This window comes from Litorihabitans aurantiacus, from assembly GCF_030161595.1.
GTDB lineage: Bacteria > Actinomycetota > Actinomycetes > Actinomycetales > Beutenbergiaceae > Litorihabitans > Litorihabitans aurantiacus.
This window is the reverse complement of sequence record NZ_BSUM01000001.1, coordinates 1,925,030-1,943,746: the sequence shown is the minus strand read 5'-3', so window position 1 is coordinate 1,943,746 and position 18,717 is coordinate 1,925,030. Positions and strand designations below refer to the sequence as shown.

Sequence of the window (18,717 nt, the reverse complement as noted above, 5' to 3'; positions counted from 1 at the left end):
CTGAGGTGGCTGGAGCCGGTGAGCTCTAGAGACAGCAGGTCGGGCGGCAACGGGCGGCGGCCGGAACGGCGGCGTGGTTCATCGCTCGTCCTCTCGTGCCGACCCGGAAGTGGTTGCGGTGACAACGTACCCGCTGACCGGGATCGGCACGAGGGCACGCAGCTCCCGTCGCGTTCCGGCTAACGAGCCAGTCCGGAGACCGCGCGCAGGATGTCGGGCACCTCGGTGCGGGTGGTGTAGTCGACGTGCACGTCGACGAACCGCACCGTGCCGGAGGAGTCGACGACGATCACCGTCGGGAACGGGATCGCGGCCGTGGCGTCGGCGTTGCTGTCGGCGACGTCGAAGCCGAGGGTGGTGTGCGCCGCCCGGGCCTGCGGGCTGGGGGCCGTGACGATGCCGAGCTGGGCGGCGAGACGGTTGCCCGGATCGGTCAGGAGCGTGAACCCGAGGTCGCCGTCGGCGGTCGACCGCTGCGAGGCCTCGGGCGTCTGAGGACTGATCGCGACGAGCTGCACACCCGCGTCGCCGAGCGGGCCGACCAGGTCGCGCTGATACGTCGTCAGGGTCAGGTTGCAGTACGGGCACCACGAGCCGCGGTAGAAGACCAGCACCGCCGGCGCACCGCCGAGAACGGCGTCGAGGGACCTCTCCTCGCCCGTCGGGGTCACGAGAGTCGCACCGGGGAGCGCGTCCCCGACCGCGACGACGCCGTCGGGAGTCCCGCCGGCGCGGAGGTCGCGCTGTTCGCCGTCGAACACCGCGGACAGCTCCGGTCCGATCTGCGCGGTGAAGCCGACGTTGAACTCGTCGACCTGCTGGGCGATGGTCTGCTCGGTCATGGGGCTCCTCCACCGGTCTGGACTGCGGACGAGCGTGAAGGTAGCGCGCAACGCCGCGGCGGCGGGTGGGGGAAGGAATCGTCTCAACGGGCGAACGTACCCGGGCGTCGCTCGCCGGGGTCGGGTGGAGCGGATGACGGGAATCGAACCCGCACCATCTGCTTGGAAGGCAGAGGCTCTACCATTGAGCTACATCCGCGCGGCGGCCCGCAGGGGTCCGCGCCGGAGTCGAGTGTAGCGGCAGCGAGGTTGGTGCCCGGGGCTCGTGACCTAGACTCGCGCTGCCGACCGGAGCCGCTTCGTGCTCGATCGGTTCCGGGATGTAGCGCAGCTTGGTAGCGCATCCGCTTTGGGAGCGGAGGGTCGCAGGTTCGAATCCTGTCATCCCGACCACGCCGGGCGCCGGGGCCGATCCCGTCCCCACCGCGGTCCCGGTCGTCCGTCAGGATCGAGGGCATGACGACGCCGTCCCGCCCCCTCCTCGCCCGGCCCGAGCCGCACCGGGGGTGCAGCCGTGGGTGACCTCGGCCCCCTCGTCCCGACGCTGTTCGCCGTCGTCGCGATCGCCGTCATCGCCTGGCAGCGGTGGGTCGTGCCCGCCCGGCGCCGGGCCGGTGCGGTGCGCACGGTTCCCGGGCAGGTGGTCGCCGCGACCGTCGTCGTGTCGCCGTCGCCGATCGCCCGCGGCGACACCGACCCGACCCGCATCGGCCTGCACGTGGACTTCGAGGGCCGGACCGCCACGTCGTGGGAGTCCTCGCGACTCACGCCCTCGAAGTTCCGCAGCCGCACGGTGGGCTGGTGGCACGTGCGCCACGCTCCCTGCATCCAGGTCCCGGACCGCGCGGGCGCGTTGGCGCGGGCCAGGGCCGGGGGCGTGACCTTCGACCTCGACCCGCCCATCCCGGTCCAGGTCCACATCGGCGTCGACGACCGGATCATGCTGGACTGAGCGCGGCCCCGAGAGCGACGGCGAGCTCGACCTCCCGGAGGCGTTCCGGGAGGTCGTCTGAGCACCGCGTCGCCCCGATCGGCGGCCGGACCCGCCCGCCGTCCGTCGGCCACGGCGCGCCGCGATAGGATAGGCGGCTGAACTGGCGGTCGCGCCCCGCGCGCGACCGCGACCGAACGAGTCTTCGCCGACGCACCGCCGTCGGCCTCCGCAACCGCCTGGAGAGTGCCTGCCGTGAAGAGCGCCGTCGAGACCCTCGAGCCCACCCGCGTGAAGCTGACCGTCGAGGTGACGCTCGACGAGCTCACCCCGAGCATCCAGCACGCCTACCAGCACATCGCGAAGGACGTCTCGATCCCGGGCTTCCGCAAGGGCAAGGTCCCCGCGCGCATCCTGGAGCAGCGCATCGGCTTCGGCCCGATCATCGAGCACGCCGTCAACGACGCGCTGCCCGGCTTCTACCGCGAGGCCGTGACCGAGGCGGGCCTGTCCCCGCTCGGGCAGCCCGACGTCGAGGTCACCACGATCCCCACGTCCGCCAAGGAGGGTGAGCTCGCGTTCACCGCCGAGGTCGACGTCCGCCCCGAGATCGCGCTGCCCGAGCTCTCCGGCCTCGCCATCGAGGTCGACTCGCTCGAGGTCTCCGACGACGAGGTCGACGAGCGCATCGAGGTCATGCGCCAGCGCTTCGGCACCCTCGCGGGCGTCGAGCGCGCCGCGAAGGACGGCGACTTCGTCGTCCTCGACCTGAACGCCACCATCGACGGCGAGGAGGTCGACACGGTCTCCGGCGTCTCCTACCAGATCGGTTCGGGCAACATGCTCGAGGGCCTCGACGAGGCCGTCACCGGCCTCTCGGCCGACGAGTCCACGACCTTCACCGCGCCGCTGGCCGGCGGCGAGCGCGCGGGTGAGCAGGCCGAGGTCAGCGTGACGATCACGGCCGTGAAGGAGCAGGAGCTCCCCGAGCTCGACGACGACTTCGCGCAGCTCGCGAGCGAGTTCGACACCCTCGCGGAGCTGACCGACGACGTCCGCACCCAGGCTGCGGCCGGCAAGGTCGACGGCCAGGCCGTGCAGGCGCGCGACAAGCTCCTCGACGCGCTGCTCGCGCAGGTCGACTTCCCGGTCCCGGCCGCCGTCGTCGAGGCCGAGGTGCACCGCCACCTCGAGGGCGAGGGTCGCCTCGAGGACGACGAGCACCGCGCCGAGGTGCAGGTGGAGGCCACCGAGTCGCTGCGCCGCCAGCTGCTCCTCGACGTGCTCGCCGAGCAGCTCAAGGTGCGCGTCGCGCAGGAGGAGCTCATCGACTTCCTCGTCCGCACGGCGCAGCAGTACCGCGTCGACCCCAACGAGTTCGTGCAGAACGCGGACAAGACCGGCCAGATCCCGGTGTTCGTCGGCGAGCTGGCTCGCAACAAGTCGCTCGCGCTCGCGCTGCGCCAGGTGAGCGTGACCGACGGCGACGGCAACGCCGTCGACCTCACGCCGTTCATCGGCTCGGACGAGCTCGACGCCGCCGCGTCGGGCGAGGGTGCGTCGGCCGACGGTGGCGACACCGAGGTCGTCGAGGTCGCCACCGAGGAGGCGCCGGCCGAGGCGGCCGCGACCACCGACGAGGCCCCGACCGAGAAGCCGAAGCGCGTGCGCAAGGCCCCCGCGAAGACCGCCGAGGCGACCGACGCCGAGGAGGCTCCCGCCGAGAAGCCGAAGCGCGCCCGCAAGGCCCCCGCCAAGAAGACGGAGGAGACCGCCGAGGCGCCGGCGAAGAAGGCTCCCGCGAAGAAGACGACCAAGAAGGCCGCCGAGAAGGCGGCCGACGAGGCCTGAGCCTCCGACCGCTCGCACGACGGCGGCCCGTCACCCCTCGGGGTGACGGGCCGCCGTCGTGCTCCTGTCAGGAGGCTGCTGATGTGCGCCAACAGCGAAACGGTGCGGACGCGGGCATGGTCGTGCCGCGTGCGGGCGTTAATGTCGAGGAACACGCACGGCGCAGACCCTCGGGACCCGCGGTGCAGGACGACGACTCAAGGAGCGCCACGTGAGCGAGATGCCTCAGGCCCAGGCCGACCCGAAGAGCTTCGGGCTGGGTGACCACGTCTACAACCGTCTGCTCAAGGAGCGCATCATCTGGCTCGGGTCGGAGGTGCGCGACGACAACGCGAACGCGATCTGCGCCCAGATGCTCCTGCTGGCCGCCGAGGACCCCGACAAGGACATCTGGCTCTACATCAACTCGCCCGGTGGTTCGGTGACCGCCGGTATGGCGATCTACGACACGATGCAGTTCATCAAGCCCGACGTCGCCACGGTCGCGATGGGCATGGCCGCCTCGATGGGCCAGTTCCTCCTCGCTTCGGGGGCGAAGGGCAAGCGCTACGCGACGCCGCACGCCCGCGTCATGATGCACCAGCCCTCGGGCGGCATCGGCGGCACGGCCACCGACATCCGGATCAACGCGGAGCTGATCCTCCACATGAAGCGCGTGATGGCCGAGCTGACGGCGGAGCAGACGGGCAAGACCCCCGAGCAGGTCAACGCCGACGCCGACCGCGACCGCTGGTTCACCGCGCAGGAGGCGCTCGAGTACGGCTTCATCGACCAGGTCGTCACGAGCGCAGCGAACGTCGCCGGTGGCGGCGGGACGAGCGACTGAGACCACAGAGACTTCGAGAGATTCGAGAGAGCAACGTGAACCTCATGCCATCCACGCACCTCACCGCACCCGCCGGCTTCGGCGGCGCCGCTCCGACGTCGCCAGACTCGCGGTACATCCTCCCGCAGTACGAGGAGCGGACCGCCTACGGCTTCAAGCGCCAGGACCCGTACACCAAGCTGTTCGAGGATCGCATCATCTTCCTCGGCGTGCAGGTGGACGACGCGTCGGCCGACGACGTCATGGCCCAGCTCCTCGTGCTCGAGAGCCTGGACCCCGACGGTCTCATCACGATGTACATCAACTCGCCCGGCGGCTCGTTCACCGCGCTCACGGCGATCTACGACACGATGCAGTACATCAGCCCCCAGATCCAGACGGTCTGCCTCGGCCAGGCGGCCTCCGCCGCGGCCGTGCTGCTCGCCGCCGGATCGCCGGGCAAGCGCCTCGCGCTCCCGAACGCGCGCGTGCTGATCCACCAGCCGGCGATGTCCGGCGGCGGGTACGGCCAGGCCTCCGACATCGAGATCCAGGCCAACGAGATCATCCGCATGCGCGAGTGGCTCGAGGACACCCTGGCCGCCCACACGGGCCGCGACGTCGAGCAGGTTCGCAAGGACATCGAGCGCGACAAGATCCTCACGGCCCCGATGGCGCTGGAGTACGGCATCGTCGACCAGGTGCTCGAGAGCCGCAAGAAGGTCGTGGCGCCCGCCCGCTGAGCGTGGGTCCGGCGGGTGCGACACACCCGCCGGACCACCCGCCCGCGTCACGAGCGTGCGACGTAGGGTGGAACGGACAGATGAGGACCCGGTCCTGGCGCCCGACGGCGTCGACCGACGACACGTGCGGGCGCGAGCCGGGCACGAGGGAGGAGGAGAGCCGATGGCCCACCCCACCGATCCGGTCGAGCTGCTCAAGTGCTCGTTCTGCGGGAAGAGCCAGAAGCAGGTCAAGCGGCTGATCGCCGGCCACGGCGTCTACATCTGCACCGAGTGCGTGGAGCTGTGCAACGAGATCGTCGAGGAGGAGCTCAACGAGCCCGCCGGCAGCGAGCCGGACCTCACGAACCTCCCCACGCCGCGCGAGATCTTCGCGCACCTCGAGGAGTACATCGTCGGCCAGGAGAGCGCGAAGAAGTCGCTCGCCGTCGCCGTCTACAACCACTACAAGCGGGTCCAGGCGCAGGGCGCGCCCACCAAGCTGCACGAGGACGGCGTGGAAATCGCGAAGTCCAACGTGCTGCTCATGGGGCCGACGGGCACCGGCAAGACCTACCTCGCCCAGACGTTGGCGCGCATGCTGAACGTCCCGTTCGCGATCGCCGACGCCACGGCGCTGACGGAGGCCGGCTACGTCGGCGAGGACGTCGAGAACATCCTGCTCAAGCTGATCCAGGCAGCCGACTTCGACACGAAGCGCGCCGAGACCGGGATCATCTACATCGACGAGGTCGACAAGATCGCGCGCAAGGCGGAGAACCCCTCCATCACGCGCGACGTCTCGGGTGAGGGCGTGCAGCAGGCGCTGCTGAAGATCATCGAGGGCACGGTCGCCTCGGTCCCGCCGCAGGGCGGGCGCAAGCACCCGCACCAGGAGTTCCTGCAGATCGACACGTCCAACGTGCTCTTCATCGTGGCCGGGGCGTTCGCCGGTCTCGAGGAGATCATCGCCTCGCGCACCCACCGCCGCGGCGTCGGGTTCAACGCCCCGCTGCACGACACGGAGAAGGAGGACCTGTTCGCGCAGGTCCGCCCCGAGGACCTCCACAAGTTCGGGCTCATCCCCGAGTTCGTCGGCCGCCTGCCCGTGATCGCCACCGTCAGCAAGCTCGACACCCCGGCGCTCGTGACGATCCTGACCGAACCGCGCAACGCGCTCGTCCGTCAGTTCCAGCGCATGTTCGAGCTCGACGGCGTCGAGCTCGAGCTGACCGACGACGCCGTCGCCGCCGTCGCGGAGCAGGCCCTGGCCCGTGGCACGGGGCGCGCGGGCTGCGCGCCATCATGGAGGAGGTCCTCCTCCAGGTGATGTTCGACATCCCGGGTCGCGACGACGTCGAGCGCGTGGTCATCACCAAGGAGTGCGTCACGGACGGCAACACCCCGACGCTCGTGCTGCGCTCGCCGTCGGCCAAGCGCTCCAAGGTCCGCGAGAAGACGCCCGCGTGACGGCGGACGTCCCCGAGCTGCCGCCGATCCCGCCGGAGCTCGCGCGCCTGCGCCACAGCATCGACAACATCGACTCGGCGCTCGTGCACCTCATGGCCGAGAGGTTCAAGGCCACCCAGCAGGTCGGCGTGCTCAAGGCTGAACTGGCGCTACCGGCCTCGGACCCCGGCCGCGAGGCGCGCCAGGTGGCGCGCCTCCGGGTGCTCGCGGAGGAGGCGGGGCTCGACCCGGTCTTCGCGGAGAAGTTCTTCGCCTTCGTCGTGGCCGAGGTCATCCGCCACCATGAGGACATCGCCTCCCAGGCGTGAGGGCCCGGCGCCCGCCCCGGTGTCGTCGCTGGACGATCCACCCAGCCGGCCGAGCGGCCCGTCGCGTTCGTCGGGCGGTCTGACTGATTCGTCGGGCGGTCTGCTCAATCCGTCGGGCGGTTCGTTCGCCGACGAACCTTCAGCGCGGTGCCGTGACCAGGGGCGATGCGGCCAGTCCGCCGTCGAGAGGCTGCGCGGCCCGTCCGAAACCGCCCGCCGCTCCAGAGACACCGCCCGACGCGCCGGCGACACCGCCCGACGAGGCGGCCGAGCCGCTGGTGAACCCGGCGAACCGACCGAGGGACCGTGTCAGCCCGCGGCGGGCACGTCGAGCCCGGCGCCGCCCGGCGCGTAGAGCACCTCGATCGCGTCCGCGAAGTCTGACTGCACGGCCGCCCGCTTCACCTTGAGCGACGGTGTGAGATGCCCGCTCGCCTCCGTGAGGTCGACGTCCAGCACCCGGATCCGCCGGATGGACTCGGCTCGTGAGACGGCACGGTTGGTCCGTACCGTGCCGCGCACCAGGGAGTCCTGCACGACCGGGTGCGCCGCGGCCTCGGCGACGGTCATCGGCTCCAGCCCCTTGCCGGCGAGCCAGCCGGGGAGCATCTCGGTGTCGAGCGTCACCAGCGCCCCGATGAACGGCCGCCCGTCGCCGACCACGACCACCTGCGACACGAGCGGGTGCCCGCGCAGCCCGTCCTCGAGCACGGCCGGGGCGACGTTCTTGCCACCCGCGGTGATGATGATCTCCTTGCTGCGCCCGGTGATGGTCACGTACCCGCCCGAGTCCATCGACCCGAGGTCTCCGGTGCGGAACCACCCGTCGGCCGTCATCGCGGCAGCCGTCGCCTCGGCGTTGCCGTGGTAGCCGCGGAACACGTGCGGTCCGGCGACCTGGATCTCGCCGTCGTCCGCGATGCGCACCTGCGTGCCCGGGTAGGACGGGCCGACGGTGCCGATGCGGACGTCACCGGGCAGGTTCACGGTGGTGGGCGCCGTCGTCTCGGTCAGGCCGTAGCCCTCGAGGATCGTGACGCCGAGCCCGCGGTAGAAGTGCCCGAGCCTCGCGCCGAGCGGCGCCCCGCCGGAGATGGCGTACTCGAGCGCGCCACCCATCGCCGCGGTCAACCGGTGCAGCACCAGCCGGTGGGCGACAGCGTGCCGCGCGCGCTGCGCCGCACTCGGCCCCGTGGGTCGCTCCAGGGCGCGCGAGTACTCGATGGCGGCGTTCGTCGCGAACGAGAACAGCCGGGCCTTCACCCCACCTGCCGCCTTCTGCTGCGCGGAGTTGAACACCTTCTCGAACACGCGCGGCACGGCCAGCAGGAACGTCGGGCGGAACGAGCCGAGGTCGGCCACGAGGTTCTTCGTGTCGGGGGAGTGCCCGAGCACGCCCGCCTCGACCACGCACAGCACCTGGATGAAGCGCGCGAACACGTGCGCGAGGGGCATGAACAGCAGCGTGCGCGAGTGCGGCAGCGAGACGACGTCGTGCAGGTCCGAGCGCGCACCGTTGCGGGCCAGGTAGACGAAGTTGCCGTGCGTCAGCTCCACGCCCTTGGGGCGGCCGGTCGTCCCGGAGGTGTAGATGATGGTGGCGAGGTCGGAGCCGCGCAGCACCGCGGTCCGCTCCGCCACGACGTCGGCCCCGACCTCGTCCGCGCGACCGGCGAGCGTGCCCAGCCCGCCGAACGTGACGACCTCGCGCACGCCGTCGACCGCCGCCGCGTGCACGCGCGCCGCGTGCTCGTCCGACTCCGCGAGCACGAGGACCGCGCCGGAGTCACCGGCGATCCAGGCGATCTGGTCGGGGAGGAGGTCTCGTAGATCGGCACCGGCACGCCACCGGCGCTCCAGATCGCGAAGTCCGCGAGCGTCCACTCGTAGCTCGTGCGCCCCATGATGGCGACGACGTCGCCCGGCTCCAGCCCCCACGCCACCAGCCCGCGGGCGAGGTCGGTGACCTCGCGGACGAAGGTCGCGGCGCTGACCGGCGTCCACGCACCGGCGACGCGTCGCTCGAGGATCGTGGCGTCGGGAGCGGCGGCGGCACGGTCGCGCAGGGCACCCGGGATCGAGACGGCCGGGTCGTCGGGCACGACGGCGGGCGTCGCGGAGAGCTGGGTCATGCGTTCCATCCTGCCAGCGAGGGTGCCCGCAGCCCGGGAGGAGAGACGCTCGTGGGGAAGTTCCGCAGGCCTCAGCCAGCGGAACCTCCCCACGAGTGGTGCATCAGCGCTTCGGCGGGGCCTCGCCGAGCTCGTGCGCGGCCACGACGACGGCCACGGCCTCGCCGTCGCCGCCCACGGGCTCGCCCACCTCGACCTCGAGCGGACCCGTCACCTTCCCGGCGGCGCGCAGGTCGGCCTCGACCGCGGCCACCTGCTCGGCCGCGACCGCCGACGCAAGGATCCGCGCGGACAGCAGCGGCGTGCGCTGGGAGACCTTCGCCTCGCTCTTGACCTTGCGCAGGGCGCCGAGCGCGGCCCCCGCCGTCGCCACGAGCCCCTCGCTCGCCCCACCGGGCGAGCCCGCGGAGGCCGCCCGCAGCGCGTCCGTCGTCGGCCACGGCGCGCTGTGCACCGAACCGCCGCGCCACCACGACCACACCTCGGCGGTCGCGAACGGCAGGAACGGGGCGAACAGGCGCAGCAGCACGTCGAGCGCGAGCGCGAGCGCGGCGCGCGCCGAGGCGATCTGCTCAGGCGTGAGCGGCTCGGGCTCGCCGTCGGCCCCGGTCGGGCCGCGACCGTAGGCGCGGTCCTTGACCAGCTCGAGGTAGTCGTCGCAGAACGTCCAGAAGAACGTCTCCGTGGTCTCGAGCGCGCGGGCGTGGTCGAAGCCCTCGAACGCCGCGGTGGCCTGCTCGACCACGGTCGCGAGGTCGGCCAGCAGGGCCCGGTCGATCGCCTCGGTCACGGCGGCCGGGTCGAGCACGACGGCGCTGCCCTCGCCCGAGGCGGCCGTGAGCGCGAACTTGCTCGCGTTGAGCACCTTGATCGCGAGGCGGCGACCGATCTTCATCTGGCCGACCTCGAACGCGGCGTCGGTCCCCAGGCGCGCCGAGGCGGCCCAGTAGCGCACCGCGTCGGAGCCGTGCTCCACGAGCAGGTCCATGGGCGTGACCACGTTGCCCTTGGACTTGCTCATCTTCTTGCGGTCGGGGTCGAGGATCCACCCCGAGATGGCCGCGTGCCTCCACGGCAGGGCGTCGTGCTCGAGGTGGCTGCGGACCACGGTCGAGAACAGCCAGGTGCGGATGATGTCCTGCCCCTGCGGGCGCACGTCCATCGGGAAGACGCGCTCGAACAGGTCGGCGTCGTGCAGCCAGCCGCCCGCGATCTGCGGCGTCAGCGAGCTGGTCGCCCAGGTGTCCATCACGTCGGTGTCGCCCACGAAGCCGCCCGCGGCGCCGCGCTGCTCGGCCGTGTAGCCGGCGGGCACGTCGGAGCTGGGGTCGATCGGGAGCTGCGCCTCCTCGGGCACGATCGGCGCGTCCCAGCGCGTCTCGCCGTCCTCGTCGACCGGATACCACACCGGGATCGGCACACCGAAGAAGCGCTGGCGCGAGATGAGCCAGTCGCCGTTCAGGCCGCCGACCCAGTTGCGGTAGCGCACCCGCATGAAGTCGGGGTGGAAGTCGAGCTCGTCACCGCGCGCGAGGAGCTCCGCCCGCAGATCGCGGCCGCCCGGCACCTCGCGGCCGCCGTTGCGGATGTACCACTGGCGCGAGGTCACGATCTCGAGCGGCTTGTCGCCCTTCTCGAAGAAGTTCGCCTTGCGCTGCGTCGCGGTCGGCTCGCCGATCAGATCGCCGCTCGCACGCAGGGCGTCGACGACGGCGGTGCGCGCCGAGAACGTCGTCTTCCCGAGCAGCTCGGCGAACGCCTCGCGGCCGGCCTCCGCCGTGATCCACTCGGGCACCTCGCGCGTGATCCGACCGTCGCGCTGCACGATCGAGCGCGTGGGCAGGTCCAGCTCGCGCCACCACTGCACGTCGGTCAGGTCGCCGAAGGTGCAGCACATCGCGATGCCGGAGCCCTTGTCCGCCTCGGCGGACGGGTGGGCGAGCACGGGCACCTCGACGCCGAACACGGGCGTGGTCACCGTGGTGCCGAACAGGTGCTGGTAGCGCTCGTCGTCGGGGTGCGCGATCAGCGCCACGCACGCACCGAGCAGCTCGGGGCGGGTGGTCTCGATGACGACGTCGCCGCCGTCCGTCCCGTGGAACGCGAGCGAGTGGTAGTGGCCCGGGTAGTCGCGCGCCTCGAGCTCGGCCTGCGCCACGGCGGTCTGGAACGTCACGTCCCACAGCCCGGGCGCCTCGGCCTGGTAGGCCTCGCCCCGCGCGAGGTTGCGCAGGAACGTCGTCTGCGCCACGGCCCGCGCCGTCGACCCGATGGTCTGGTACTGGTGGTTCCAGTCCACCGACAGCCCGAGGTGACGCCACAGCGCCTCGAACTGCTTCTCGTCCTCCGCCGTCAGCTGCTCGCACAGGCGCACGAAGGTGCGGCGCGAGACCGGCACCTGGTCGGCGGCCTTCACGCTGGTCGCGCCGCCGTGGTGCGGGGGCGCGAAGTCGTCGCCCTCGTAGGGCAGCGACGGGTCGCACCGCACGCCGTAGTAGTTCTGGACGCGGCGCTCGGTCGGCAGCCCGTTGTCGTCCCACCCCATCGGGTAGAACACGTGCTTGCCGCGCGCGCGCTGGAAGCGGGCCACGACGTCGGTGTGCGTGTAGGAGAACACGTGGCCGATGTGGAGGCTGCCCGACGCCGTCGGGGGAGGCGTGTCGATCGAGAACACCTCGCTGCGCGGCGCGGTGCGGTCGAAGGCGTGCAGCTGCGCGGCGTCCCACGCCGGCGCCCAGCGCTCCTCGAGCCCCTCGACGCCCACCCGGTCCGGGACGACGACGGCGTCCAGCAGGCCGTGGTCGTGATCGGTCGGGTCGGCGGCGGGCACGGCGGCGCCCGGGGTCTGCGTGGTCATGCCCCCCATCATCCCAGACCCGCCGGCGCAGCCGCGGTCACTGCCCGCCGAGCCCCGTCGTCGCGATGCCCTGGACGATGCGGCGCTGGAACATCATGAACACCACCAGCAGGGGGAGCGCGGCCAGGATCGCGGAGGCCATCGTCTGCGCGTACTGCACGCCGTAGGCGTTCTTCACCGTCGCGAGACCCACCGGCAGCGTCATCAGCGCCGGGTCGTTCGTCACGATGAAGGGCCACAGGAAGTTGTTCCACGCGCCGATGAACACGAAGATCGCGACGGCGACGAGGATCGAGCGCGACAGCGGCAGCACGATGCGCCAGAAGACCCGCCACGGACCGGCGCCGTCGACCGACGCCGCGTCGAGGATCTCCTGCGGGACGGCGTCGAAGAACCGCGCCAGGATGAAGACCATCACGGGTGCGACGAGCTGCGGCAGGATCACGCCGGCCAGGGTGTCCACGAGCCCCAGCGCGAGCATCTCCTGGAACAGCGGGACGATGAGAATCTGGGGCGGGATCATGATCGAGCCGAGCACGAGCGCCAGCAGCAGCCGCCGACCGCGGAACCGGGTCCGGGAGATGGCGTAGCCGGCCATCGCCGAGATCATCACGGTCACGGCCGTGACCACGACGGCGACGATCGTCGAGTTGAGCATCCACAGCGGGACGTCGCCGGCGGTCAGGACCGAGACGTAGGCCGCCGGTGTGAAGCCGTCGGCGGGGAACCAGCTCGCGTCGCTCGCGGCTGCCTGCTCGCTCTTGAGCGAGGTGACCACGGCCCACAGCAGCGGGATCAGCCACGCCAGCGCGAGCACCGCCAGGACGGCGAGCACGGCCACCCGCGCCAGGCGCCGGTCTCCGACGATCAGTCGGGTCTGGGCGCGGTTCTCGGCCTGCCGGGTGAGTCGCCGGGCGGCTCGGGCCGAGCGGGGTGCGGGCTCGACGCCGTCGGGCGCATCGGCCGGGCCGGTGGTCGCGGGATCGGTGAGGAGAGCAGCCATGTCAGTGCTCCTTGCGGCGGCTCGGCAGGAACCGCATCAGCGTGATGATCAGGATGACGGCGAAGAAGATGTAGGAGATCGCGGAGGCGTAGCCCAGCCGGTAGTTGGTGAACCCGGTGTCGTAGATGTACTCGAGGATCGGCCGGGTGCTGCCGTTCGGGCCGCCCGCGGTCAGCAGGTAGATCTGGTCGAACACCTTGAGCGAGGCGAGCAGCTGCAGCACGAGGATGACCCCCGTGACACCCCGCAGCTGGGGCACGATCACCGAGAAGATGCGGCGCCACGCACCGGCACCGTCGAGCGTCGCCGCCTCGAGGTGGCTCGCGGGGATGGACTGCAGCGCGGCCAGGTAGAGCAGGAAGTTGAACCCCGCCGTCCACCACACCGTCACCAGGGCGATGGAGAGCATCGCGACGCCCTCCTGCGTCAGCCAGCCCACGCCCTCGAGGCCCAGGGACGCCAGGGTGCTGTTCAGCAGTCCGATGTCGGCCTGGAACATCCAGGCCCAGATGCCGGTCACGACGGCGACCGGCAGCAGGTAGGACGCGAAGAACGACGTCCGCCACAGCCACTGGCCGGGCAGGCCGGTGTGCACCAGCAGCGCCATGACGAGCCCCAGCAGGACGAGCGGCAGCGTGGTGATCAGCGTGAAGAGGAAGGTCTGCCACAGGGTCTGCCAGACCTGGGGGTCGGCGAACGCCTCGGCGTAGTTGCCGAAACCGATGAAGCCGCCCGGGGCCATGAGGCTGGTGTCGGTGAGGCTGGTCCAGGCACCGGCGAGCACGGGCCAGACGAGGAAGGCCGCGAACACCACGACGAAGGGCGCGGCGAACGCGTAGCCGCTGAGGTCGCCGCGGCGTCGCCGGCGGGTCGGGGCGACGGCGGAGCGACCCGCCGCGGCGGGGGCGGGACCGGCCGGGGCCGGGCGCGTGGAGGGGAGCGTCATCGTCGTCCTTCCGCGGGGCACGGGTGGGGGTCGGGGCGCATCACGCCGGCACCGGCTGCGAGAGGAACACGTCCATCTCCCGCAGCATCGTCGTGACGGTCGAGGCCGCGTCGCGATTGCCCTGCAGGGCGCCCGAGAGCGGGTCGCTCATGCGGGCCTGGAAGTCGCTGCCGGCACCGACGAACCACGCGGGCGGGTCGAACACGACGCTCTCGCTCGCGACGGCGTAGTCGCGCTGCGGGGTGAGGGCCTGGTACTCGGGCGTGCGCGTCGTCGGGAGGTAGGCGGGGATGTGACCCGCCTCGGCCCAGATCTGCGCACCCTTCACCAGCTGCGCGAGCGCGCGGTAGGTCGCGTCCACCCGCTCGGGGTCGCGCGAGGTCTGGCGCGGCAGGACGAAGGCGTGGGAGTCGGCGTAGTTCGCCGGCGTGCCGAAGATCGTCGGCATCGGGCGGCCGGCGACGTCGGGGATCGCCTCCTGGAAGGAGGGCAGCTCCCACTCGCCCGAGACGATCAGGCCGCTGCGGCCGGTCGTGAACGAGGCGATCGCGCCGAAGTAGTCGACGTCGCGACCGGCGACGGTGCCGTCGGTCACGGCCTGCATGAACTCCACGACCTCGCCCGCCCGGGCCTCGTCGAGCTCGGCGGGCCGACCGGGCTCGAGCCGGAACCCGCCACCGGCCTGGTGGTACAGGCCCCAGAACAGGCGCCACGTCTGTGCCGTGTCGAGGAGGTAGCCGAAGGTCATCCCGGTGCCGCCGGTGACCTCCGCGAGGCGCCGCCCGGCGTCGAGGAAGGTGTCCGGGCTCGTGATGCCGCTGAGCCCGCCCTCGGCGTCGAGGATGCCCGCCGGACCGGCGATCGCCGGGTCGTAGAACGTGATGAACGGGTGGGTGTCGAAGGGGAGGGCGTAGAGCTGGTCCCGGTAGGTGGCGCGCTCCCAGACGGCGGGCGTGAAGTCGGCCTCGGTGATGCCCAGGTCGGCGAGGCGGTCGAGGTCGAACGGCTCCAGCAGACCCCCGGGGCGTAGCCCGCGAGCCGCGAGAGGTGCATGGCGGCGGCCTCCGGCGCCCGCCCGCCGGCCGAGGCCATCGCCAGCTTGGTGTAGTACGCCGAACCCCACGCGAGGGTCACGCTCTCGATGGCGACGTCGGGCTCCGCGGCCATCGCGTCGGCCTGCATCGACTGCATGCGAGCGCCGTCGGCGCCCTGGAACAGGTCCCAGATGCGGACCGGCGTGCGGCCACCGGTGCCGCCGCCGCCGGGCGAGCAGCCGGCGACGGCGAGCGTGCCGGCTCCCGCCAGCGCGAGTCCGAGCAGGCTGCGGCGGCTGAGGGAGCCCGCGCCCCGAGGCGGGGCGGGGCGCAGCAGGGCTGGCTGGCCTCGGGTCATCGTCGACCTCCGTGTCGAGAGTGCGGAGCGGCTGGGGTGCTCCGTCGCTGATCCGTGCGGTAGCGCCGCGTTCGGTGATTCAACGTTGCGCTCTCACGTTGAAGCAGCATGGACGACGGAACGCGGTACGGTCAAGCGCCCCTCACGGCGCGACGGCGCCGGGCACCCCACGAGTGCGGAGCGGGGGCGGGTCGCGACGAGTGGTCACGGAGGCGGGATGGCGCACGAGCGCAGCACGGCGGGCGAGGGCGAGAACCGGGCGGTCGGGGTCGACGGCGTCCCGGGTGGGATCCCGGTGCCCGCCGTCCCGCACGCCGACGGCGCCGGGCGGGACCGTGGTCGTCCTCCCTCGTCGAGGGCCCCGAGCCTGAAGGACGTCGCCGCCGCGGCCGGGGTCTCGTGGAAGACGGTCTCCAACGTCGTGAACTCCTCGGGACGGGTCGGGGCGGCGACGCGGGCCAGGGTCGAGGCGGTCATCGACGAGCTCGGCTACCGGCCGAGCATCGCCGGCCGGGCGCTGCGGCAGGGGCGCACGCACACCCTCGCGCTCGTGATGCCCGAGGTCCACACCGCCTACTTCGGCGCCCTGGCGCACGAGGTGATCGCCGTCGCCGCGGACCGCGGCTACCGCGTGTTCATCCAGGAGACCGGGGGCGCGCGGCCGTCGAGCGCGATGTCACCCGCGGGTTCGGCGAGCGCCACTTCGACGGCGTCCTGTTCTCGCCGATCGGCCTCTCGCTCGCGGACGTGGACGCCGGGCGGGGTGCCGTCCCCATGGTCCTGCTCGGCGAGCGCGGCAGCGAGTCGGGCGCGGCCGGGACCGACCACGTCAGCGTCGCCAACGTGGCCGGTGCGGCGGAGGCCACCGCCCACCTGCTGGCGCGCGGCAGGCGGCGCCCGGCGTTCCTCGGGGCGCAGCCGGACGCGCCGCCCGGGACGGCGCTGCTGCGCCAGCGGGGCTTCGAGCGGGCGCTGGACGAGGCGGGTCTTCCGTCGCGGCCGGGCTGGCTGCTGGCGACGCCGCACTACACGCGTCGCGCCGGCGCGGACGCGGTCGAGGCCGTCCTGGCGCGACTGGGCGAGGTCGACGCCGTCGTCTGCGGCAACGACGACCTCGCGCTCGGCGTGATGCACGCGTTCCGGCGCAACGGCGTCCGCGTGCCGGACGACGTGGCCGTCGTCGGGTGGGACAACACCGAGGCGGGCCGCTACGCCGCGCCGACCCTCTCGACGGTCGCGCCGGACCTGGACGCGCTGGCCGTGCTCGCCGTCGATCGCCTCATCGCCCGGGTGCAGGGGGACACCAGCGCCGCCGAGCACCACACGATCGCCCACCGGCTGCTCGTGCGGGAGTCGAGCGACGTCCGCGGCTGACACCGGCGGCCGCCGCCCGGCCTGATACAACGTTGCATTTCGCAGTCGGTTTTGCGAGCATCAACCCGGGCCGCCGCAGACTCGGCGCCCGCACGACGATCCCCGACAGCGACGGAGCCGCCGCCATGACCGTGCACCCCGACAGCTCGACCGCCAACACCGCAGCGACCGCTTCCGCGGTTGCGACAGCGCCCGCCGACGGGTCCGGCGCCCCTCTGGTCGCGACCCCCGCCCACCTGGGCGACCTCGCGCCGCCGTCGGCCGGCGCCGACGCCGGGGTGCCTCGCCCCGAGTACCCCCGCCCGCAGGTGGTGCGCCCCCGCTGGCTGAACCTCAACGGCGAGTGGGGCTTCGAGATCGACCGCGGCGACAGCGGGTTCGAGCGCGGACTGGTCGGGCGTGATCTCGAGCGCACGATCACCGTGCCCTTCGCTCCGGAGTCCGAGGCCTCCGGCGTCGAGGACACCGACTTCCTCGAGGCCGTCTGGTACCGGCGCACGGTGACGGTGCCCGCCGAGTGGGGCGACGACGTCGTGCTGCTGCACCTCGGGGCGGTGGACCACGACGCCACGGTCTGGGTCGACGGTGTCGAGGTGGTGCGCCACCGCGGCGGCTTCACGCCGATCACCGCGCCGATCGGTGCGCGCGCGGGCGAGACGATCACCATCGTCGTGCGGGCCCGCGACCCCCGCGGCGAGATGCAGGCCCGCGGGAAGCAGGCCACCTGGTACGCCAACACCCACTGCAACTACACACGCACGACGGGGATCTGGCAGACGGTCTGGCTCGAGCCTGTCCCGGCCGTGCACCTGCGTCGCCCCCGCATCACGCCCGACCTCGCCTCGCGGGCCTTCGACGTCCGGCTGCCGCTGAGCGCGAACCGGCCCGGCAGCCGCGTCGAGGTCGACGTGGTCGACGAGGCCGGGGTGGTCGCGACGGCGTCGGTCGCCGCGGACCTCGACCTCGCCCCCCAGGTCCGCGTGGTCCTCCCGGCGGATCGCGTGCGGACGTGGTCGCCACAGGACCCCCACCTCTACGGGGTGCGCGTGCGTCTGCTGGACGCGGGCGGCGCCGTCGTCGACGAGATCACGAGCTACGCGGGTCTGCGCTCGGTCGCGATCGACGGACGACGTCTGCTGCTGAACGGGCAGCCGGTGTTCCAGCGCCTCGTCCTCGACCAGGGCTACTGGCCGGACACGCTGATGACGGCGCCCAGCGACGCCGCGCTGCTCCGCGACATCGAGCTCGGCCTCGAGGCCGGTTTCAACGGTGCACGCCTGCACGAGAAGGTGTTCGAGGAGCGCTACCTGTTCCACGCGGACCGCCTCGGCTACCTCGTCTGGGGCGAGTTCGGGGACTGGGGCGTCTCCGGTCAGGGCGGCCCCGGCCACAACCAGGCGCCGACCGCCAGCTTCGTCACGCAGTGGCTCGAGGTGCTCGAGCGGGACCACAACCACCCGGCGATCGTCGGGTGGTGCCCCTGAACGAGACGCACCAGGACCTGCACGACCGGATGACGGTGCTCGACGACGTCACCCGCGGCATGTTCCTCGCGACCAAGCTCGCCGACCCGTCGCGGCCGGTGGTCGACGCCAGCGGGTACTCCCACCGCGTGCCCGAGACGGACGTGTGGGACTCCCACTCCTACGAGCAGGACCCGGCCGCGTTCGCCGAGCAGGTCGGGGGCTCGCCGAGGGCCGCTACCACGAGAACCGGCGCGACGACGGCGCTCCGATGTCGCTCCCGTACGCCGGGCAGCCGTACTTCGTCAGCGAGTTCGGCGGCATCTGGTGGAACCCCGACCGGCTCGACGCCGTGGGCACGGAGCAGGACGAGTCCTGGGGCTACGGCCAGCGGGTGCGGGACGAGGAGGAGTTCCACGCGCGGTTCGCCGGGCTCGCTGACGTTCTGCTGGGCGACCCGGAGATGTTCGGCTACTGCTACACGCAGCTCACCGACGTCTTCCAGGAGCAGAACGGGATCTACCGGTTCGACCGGAGCGAGAAGCTCGATGTCGCGCGCGTGCGCGCGGTCCAGGTGAGGCCGGCCGCCGTCGAGGAGTAGGACGGGCTCCCACCGTGGCC

At 72.4% G+C, this 18,717-nt stretch carries 11 protein-coding genes, 2 tRNA genes and 4 pseudogenes; 10 read left to right on the top strand and 7 right to left on the bottom strand.

Translation table 11 applies throughout. The features are described from left to right. Positions 1–179: 179 nt before the first annotated feature. Entirely contained in the window at positions 180–842 is a 663-nt protein-coding gene (locus tag QQK22_RS09090) for a peroxiredoxin-like family protein (RefSeq protein ID WP_284250629.1), read from the bottom strand. A gap of 125 nt (positions 843–967) precedes the next feature. Then, positions 968–1,041 (bottom strand) — tRNA-Gly (locus tag QQK22_RS09085). Positions 1,042–1,158: 117 nt separating this feature from the next. Here QQK22_RS09085 and QQK22_RS09080 point away from each other — a divergent pair. From QQK22_RS09080 to QQK22_RS09050, 7 genes and pseudogenes are all read left to right on the top strand, one after another. Continuing rightward, positions 1,159–1,235 (top strand) — tRNA-Pro (locus QQK22_RS09080). A gap of 121 nt (positions 1,236–1,356) precedes the next feature. After that, positions 1,357–1,794, top strand: a complete 438-nt coding sequence (locus QQK22_RS09075) for a hypothetical protein (RefSeq protein WP_284250628.1) — start codon at positions 1,357–1,359, stop codon at positions 1,792–1,794. Between the two features lie 234 nt (positions 1,795–2,028). Continuing rightward, positions 2,029–3,624 carry a trigger factor gene (gene tig / locus QQK22_RS09070; protein ID WP_284250627.1) on the top strand — a complete coding sequence of 532 codons (1,596 nt, stop codon included), beginning with the start codon at positions 2,029–2,031 and terminating at the stop codon, positions 3,622–3,624. A 220-nt stretch (positions 3,625–3,844) separates the two neighbouring features. Then, entirely contained in the window at positions 3,845–4,450 is a 606-nt protein-coding gene (locus tag QQK22_RS09065; protein ID WP_284252645.1) for an ATP-dependent Clp protease proteolytic subunit, read from the top strand. Positions 4,451–4,494: 44 nt separating this feature from the next. Further along, positions 4,495–5,172 (top strand): ATP-dependent Clp protease proteolytic subunit, encoded by a 678-nt coding sequence (locus QQK22_RS09060; RefSeq protein ID WP_284250626.1) that lies wholly within the window; start codon positions 4,495–4,497, stop codon positions 5,170–5,172. A 163-nt stretch (positions 5,173–5,335) separates the two neighbouring features. Continuing rightward, positions 5,336–6,621: pseudogene (gene clpX, locus QQK22_RS09055) on the top strand (ATP-dependent Clp protease ATP-binding subunit ClpX). Then, positions 6,618–6,929 (top strand): chorismate mutase, encoded by a 312-nt coding sequence (locus QQK22_RS09050; protein ID WP_284250625.1) that lies wholly within the window; start codon positions 6,618–6,620, stop codon positions 6,927–6,929. The pseudogene clpX and the gene QQK22_RS09050 overlap by 4 nt, the downstream one beginning before the upstream one ends. Positions 6,930–7,238: 309 nt before the next feature. On the opposite strand, the pseudogene QQK22_RS09045 reads toward QQK22_RS09050, so the two are convergent. From QQK22_RS09045 to QQK22_RS09025, 5 genes and pseudogenes are all read right to left on the bottom strand, one after another. After that, positions 7,239–9,061, bottom strand: a pseudogene (locus tag QQK22_RS09045) (AMP-dependent synthetase/ligase). A 103-nt stretch (positions 9,062–9,164) separates the two neighbouring features. Then, the gene (gene valS / locus QQK22_RS09040; protein ID WP_284250624.1) at positions 9,165–11,918 is read right to left on the bottom strand and encodes a valine--tRNA ligase; all 2,754 of its coding nucleotides are present in this window, start codon (positions 11,916–11,918) and stop codon (positions 9,165–9,167) included. Between the two features lie 37 nt (positions 11,919–11,955). Beyond that, on the bottom strand, positions 11,956–12,921 hold the full coding sequence (locus QQK22_RS09035; RefSeq protein WP_284250623.1) for a carbohydrate ABC transporter permease: 966 nt from the start codon (positions 12,919–12,921) through the stop codon (positions 11,956–11,958). A 1-nt stretch (position 12,922) separates the two neighbouring features. Next, positions 12,923–13,867 carry a carbohydrate ABC transporter permease gene (locus tag QQK22_RS09030; protein WP_284250622.1) on the bottom strand — a complete coding sequence of 315 codons (945 nt, stop codon included), beginning with the start codon at positions 13,865–13,867 and terminating at the stop codon, positions 12,923–12,925. Between the two features lie 40 nt (positions 13,868–13,907). Further along, complete coding sequence (locus QQK22_RS09025; protein ID WP_284250621.1) at positions 13,908–14,990, bottom strand: extracellular solute-binding protein; 1,083 nt, start codon at positions 14,988–14,990, stop codon at positions 13,908–13,910. 18 nt (positions 14,991–15,008) lie between these two features. Between QQK22_RS09025 and QQK22_RS19280 the strand changes: the two are divergent. From QQK22_RS19280 to QQK22_RS09010, 3 genes and pseudogenes are all read left to right on the top strand, one after another. Continuing rightward, positions 15,009–15,701 (top strand): annotated as a pseudogene (locus QQK22_RS19280) (LacI family DNA-binding transcriptional regulator); the annotation flags it as partial. A 305-nt stretch (positions 15,702–16,006) separates the two neighbouring features. After that, positions 16,007–16,633, top strand: coding sequence for a LacI family DNA-binding transcriptional regulator (locus QQK22_RS09015; protein WP_284250619.1), 627 nt, complete (start codon positions 16,007–16,009; stop codon positions 16,631–16,633). A gap of 125 nt (positions 16,634–16,758) precedes the next feature. Next, positions 16,759–18,697: pseudogene (locus tag QQK22_RS09010) on the top strand (glycoside hydrolase family 2 protein). Positions 18,698–18,717 lie beyond the last annotated feature (20 nt).